This window comes from Microbacterium sp. Leaf351 (assembly GCF_001423825.1).
Taxonomy (GTDB): Bacteria; Actinomycetota; Actinomycetes; order Actinomycetales; family Microbacteriaceae; genus Microbacterium; species Microbacterium ginsengisoli.
In genome coordinates, this window is record NZ_LMPK01000011.1 from 53,664 (window position 1) to 58,747 (window position 5,084).

Sequence of the window (5,084 nt, forward strand, 5' to 3'; positions counted from 1 at the left end):
TCCGCTGCCCGCGCACGGATGCGAGAGACCAGCTGCGCCGCGGCGAGGGATCCGCCGCCGAGCTGGAAGAAGTCGGCGTCGTCATCGGACGGACGGATGCCGAGCACCGCCGCCCACTGATCGGCGAGCCAGCCGGCGGTGCCGGACAGGGAGGAGTCGGAGTCGGCGGCATCCGTCAATGGCCACGGCAGGGCCGCCTTGTCGACCTTGCCGGAGGTGCGCACCGGCAGATCCGGCACGACCGCGAGGAGCGGGATGAGGGGCGCCGGCAGCGAGTGCGCGAGCTCGGCGCGCGCCACGGCGCGATCGAAGTCGTCGGTGGGTACGACGTAGCCCACGAGCAGCGCGAGCCCGTCGTCGGAGTGCTGCACGACCACGGTCGCCGCTGTGACGGCCGACAGCGCCTGCAGCGCCGCCTCCACCTCGCCGAGCTCGATGCGACGGCCGCCGATCTTCACCTGGTCGTCGGCGCGGCCCTGGAAGACGAGTCCCTCGGGATCGGCGCGCACGAGATCGCCGGAGCGGTAGGCGCGCTCCCACCCCAGCGAGGGCATCGGCGCATACTTCTCGGCGTCCTTGGCGGGGTCGAGATAGCGGGCGAGGCCGACGCCGCCGATGATGAGCTCGCCCACCTCACCGTCCGCGACGCGGTCGCCCTGTGCGTCGACGACCGCGAGCTCCCAGCCGTCGAGCGGAAGGCCGATGCGCACCGGCACGGACCCGTCGAGCGGGGCGGCGCACGCCACGACCGTCGCCTCGGTGGGACCGTACGTGTTCCACAGCTCACGATCGGGCGAGACGAGCCGCGCGGCGAGCTCGGGCGGGCAGGCCTCACCGCCGAAGATCAACAGGCGTACGTTCTCGACCGCGTCCGGCGGCCAGAGCGCGGCCAGGGTCGGCACCGTCGAGACCACCGTGATGCCGTGGCCCACGAGCCACGGACCGAGGTCCTCGCCCGAACGCACCAGCGCTCGTGGCGCGGGCACGAGGCAGGCGCCGTGCCGCCACGCGAGCCACATCTCCTCGCACGACGCGTCGAAGGCGACGGACAGGCCCGCGAGCACGCGGTCACCCGGCGCGAGCGGGGCGTCGGCGAGGAAGAGCCGCGCCTCGGCATCGACGAACGCGGCAGCGGAGCGGTGCGTGACAGCCACGCCTTTGGGCGTGCCGGTGGACCCCGAGGTGAAGATGATCCACGCGTCGTCGTCGACCGTGGGCGGTTCGACGATCGGTACGGCGCTCGTGTTCGGATGGGGTGCCTCACCCGCCAACAGCTCCACCTGCACCGCGGACTCGGAACCGTCGCCGTGCGGCACGAACCGGCCGCCGGCGGTGACCACTCCGGCGACACCCGCCTCACCGAACACCAGATCGGCGCGCTCCTGCGGGTCGTCGGCGTCCACGGGGACGTACGCCGCCCCGGCCGCCAGCGTGCCGAGGATCGCGATGTACAGGGCCCGTCCTCCCGACGGCATGCGAATGCCGACCCGGTCGCCGCGACGCACGCCGGCCGCGTGCAGGCGGGCCGCGAACCGCCACACCTCGGCGAGCAGTTCGGCATAGCTGAGCGCGCCCCGACCGTCGTCGAGAGCGGATGCCGCGGGGTACCGCGCAGCGGTCTGTCGCAGCACGTCGATGAGCGTGCGCGGCGGAGCGGCCTCGGCCCCCCGATCGAGGTAGATCTGCATCGCGGCGGTCAGGAGGACAGCAGCGCGATCAGCTGCGCCTTGGCGAGGCGTGAGTATCCGGTCCTCCCCGCCGCGCGGGCACGCCCGCGCAGCTGCACCACTGTGAGGGCAGCGAGGTCGACGGCGGGCGCCGCAGCGGGCTTCGCCGTGATGGGGGCCGTCGGCACGGGTGCGGGCTCGGGCTTCACGTCCGACGCCGACCTCGCCTTCGGTTCGGGCTTCGCCTTCGGTTCGGGCTTCGCCTTCGGTTCGGGCTTCGCCTTCGACGGGGTCTTCGCCTTCGGCGCCGGCTTGGCCTTCGGCGCCGGCTTCGCCGTCGCGGAGGGCTTCGCCGTCACGGGCGCCTCGACCGCGTCCTTCTTGGCCGCCGCCGTGATCTTCCGGGTGACCTTGGCGGTCGCCTTCTCGAGTTGGGCGAGCGTCGCCGACGCCTTCTTCTCGATCTTCTTCGGGCTGCGCGCGATCTTCTTCTTCGAGGTGTTCGCGAGATCCTTGGCGTCGGCGGCGAGCGCTCCGAGCTTCTTCGCCTGCTTCTTGGGGAGCTCCCGGCTGAGCGCTTTCGCGTCCTTCGCCGCGTGGGCCGCGGCATCCAGGGCCGCGACGGCGGCCTTCGTCGCCTTCTTCTTCTCGGACATCTCGACCTCGACTCTCCGCAGCGCCATGACGTATGCCGCTGCGCGCAAGCAGGGTAGCGCAGCAACAAGAACGGCAGTCGAACGGGCGGCATTCCGACGTCGCATGCTGAGCTTTCGCTATGCACGGCCGGGTCGACTGGACGTCACCGGGCGGGCCACCCTATGTTAGGTAAGCCTTAGCTCATAAGGAATTCATCACCTCGTCGCGAAAGCGAGTGCGTCCGGCATGCTCGCCACCCTGGTCATCGGTCTGCGTGAAGGCCTCGAAGCGGCCCTGATCGTCGGCATCATCGCCGCGTTCCTGCGCCGCAACGGCCGCAGCCTCGTGCCGATGTGGCTGGGCGTCGGCGCGGCCGTGATGCTCTCGCTGATCATCGGCGTCACGCTCAGCCTCATCGAGGTCGCCCTCCCCCAGGCCGCGCAGGAGGGTCTCGAAACGATCATCGGGGCCGTCGCCGTGGTCTTCGTGACGCTCATGATCGTCTGGATGAACACACACGCCCGGGGGATGCGGGCAGAGCTCGAGTCCGAGGCACAGCACGCCCTCGGCCGCGGTGGCGCGACCGCTCTCGCCGTCATGGCGTTCCTCGCGGTGCTCAAGGAGGGCTTCGAGACGAGCGTCTTCCTGCTCGCCACGTTCTCCGCCGCCCAGTCGGCCGGTCTCGCCGCGCTCGGCGCCGTCGTCGGCATCGCGCTCGCCGCACTGCTCGGCTGGGGCATCTTCGCCGGCGGGGTGCGCATCGATCTCGGCCGCTTCTTCCGCCTGACGAGCGTGTTCCTGGTGCTCGTCGCGGCAGGCCTCGTCGTCACCTGCCTGCGGACCGCGCACGAGGCCGGCTGGCTCAACGCGGGCCAGCAGCGCACGATCGACCTCAGCGCGATCGTGCAGCCGGGCAGCATCCAGGCCGCGCTGCTGACCGGCGTGCTCGGAATCCCCGCCGACCCGCGTCTCATCGAGGTCGTCGCCTGGGTCGCCTACCTCGTTCCGGCGCTCTGCTACCTCTTCTGGCCGCGCCGCGCGCGCCCGAGCGCCGCCGGGGCGCAGCGCCTGCGCTGGGTGCTCGCGACCGGATGCCTCGTGCTCGCCGCCGCCGTCGCGCTCACGGCCTGGCTCATCCCGTCGCCGCAGGTCTCCTCTCTCGCGCTCGTCGACCAGGCCTCCCAGGCTCCCGCCGGCTCGGTCGTGATCGCCGATTCCGGCGCCGCGCGCAGTGCGGCGTTCACCTACGCCTCGGGCGCGACCGCCGATCTGCCGCTCGACGCCTCGACCGCGGCATCCGACACTCACCTGGGCGTCACCACGCAGCATTGGCAGCAGACGGCGACGACGAGCCCCGACGGTGCGCCGTCGACGATCACCCTCGACGCCCTGATCACGCTCGCCGGCGGCCGCGTGCCCGTCGGCATCAGCGCTGCGCAGAACCCTGGCCCCTTCACCGCGCAGTGGAACCGCACCGAGGTCGACGAGGTGTGGCTCACCGGGGCGGGGCTGCTCGACGCGAGCGCGCATTCCACCCTCACCGTGACCCTCACCGGCGGTGGGCTGCAGAACGCCCGTACCGTGAGCGTGACCGACACCGCAGCGATCGACGCGGTGACCGCCCCCGACGCCCAGAGCGTGGCGAGCGCGGCGGCCACAGCCGTCGAGCAGGGTGAGGGAGAGCGGGTGCTCTGGGGCGCCGAGGTTCCCGGCGCACTCGTGATCGCCGCCGCCGTGCTGGTGATCAGCGCCCTGCGCCACCGCGCCCGCGCCCCGCGGGGCTCGCACCCCGCACCGACCTCTCCCCCGCCCGAACCGCCCACCCCGGCGATCAGCATCGCTGCCGCCGACCACGGAAGGACCTCATGAACGTCCGCCTCCTGGCCCCACTCACCGCCGCCGCCACCCTCGCCCTCGTGTTGAGCGGATGCAGCGCGGGAGCCGCGCCCTCCGCGACCGCCTCCGGCGGCGCCACCCACGTCGCTGTGACGCTCACCGGCGACAACGGGGGCACCTGCAGCCTCGACGCGGCGACTGCCGCCGCAGGTCCGGTCACCTTCACGGTGACGAACCAGAGCGCGACCTCCATCACCGAGATCGAGCTGCTCAGCGGCGACAGGATCGTCGGCGAGAAGGAGAACCTCGCGCCCGGCCTCTCCTCCGCGAGCTTCACCGTCACCCTCGACGGCGGCAGCTACCAGCTCTACTGCCCGGGCGCCGCCACCGAAACCATCCCCTTCAGCGTCACCGGCCAGGCCGCGACCCCGACCGGCAGCGCCGCATCGCTGATGGCAGAGGGCACCCAGGGCTACGCGACCTACGTCGATGGCGTCGTCGACAGCATGGTGACCGCGGTCGCCACCCTGAAGTCTTCGATCGACGCCGGCGACCTCACGAAGGCGCAGGCCGACTACGCGCTCGCGCGTCCGTTCTACGAGCGCATCGAGTCCGATGTCGACGGGTTCGTGCTGCCGGGCCACTCCGCAACCGACAACGCGGGCAGCCTCGACTACCTCATCGACATGCGCGAGTCGAACCTCGATCCCGCCGTCGGCTGGCACGGGTTCCATGCCATCGAGCGCGACCTGTTCCAGGCCGGCGCGATCACGGCGTCGACGACGCAGCTCGCGGCCGAGCTCCTCACGAACGTCACCACGCTCGACTCGCTCGTGAAGACGCTCAGCTACAAGCCGGAGGACCTCGCGAACGGCGCAGCGAGCCTCCTCGAAGAGGTGCAGTCGGGCAAGATCAGCGGCGAGGAGGAGGCGTACAGCCACATCG

The 5,084-nt window shown here is 72.0% G+C and carries 4 protein-coding genes; 2 read left to right on the forward strand and 2 right to left on the reverse strand.

From position 1 onward, the window contains the following. On the reverse strand, window positions 1-1,688 hold a 1,688-nt coding region (locus tag ASG00_RS16880; RefSeq protein ID WP_235559138.1), incomplete at its 3' end, for a non-ribosomal peptide synthetase. A gap of 8 nt (window positions 1,689-1,696) precedes the next feature. Next, window positions 1,697-2,350: a hypothetical protein gene (locus ASG00_RS04495; protein WP_156454827.1), complete on the reverse strand. Its 654-nt coding sequence runs from the start codon at window positions 2,348-2,350 to the stop codon at window positions 1,697-1,699. 199 nt (window positions 2,351-2,549) lie between these two features. On the opposite strand from ASG00_RS04495, the gene efeU reads away from it, so the two are divergent. Next, window positions 2,550-4,172: an iron uptake transporter permease EfeU gene (efeU, locus tag ASG00_RS04500; protein WP_056207218.1), complete on the forward strand. Its 1,623-nt coding sequence runs from the start codon at window positions 2,550-2,552 to the stop codon at window positions 4,170-4,172. Then, window positions 4,169-5,084 (forward strand): EfeM/EfeO family lipoprotein (locus tag ASG00_RS14345; protein ID WP_200930855.1); only part of this gene is annotated, 916 nt, incomplete at its 3' end. The genes efeU and ASG00_RS14345, both read left to right, overlap by 4 nt.

What these genes read in the sequence shown, in the direction of transcription:
- ASG00_RS04495 (WP_156454827.1), bottom strand. Translation starts at nt 2,350, where the DNA reads ATGGCGCTGCGGAGAGTCGAGGTCGAGATGTCCGAGAAGAAGAAGGCG.
- efeU (WP_056207218.1), top strand. Translation starts at nt 2,550, where the DNA reads ATGCTCGCCACCCTGGTCATCGGTCTGCGTGAAGGCCTCGAAGCGGCC.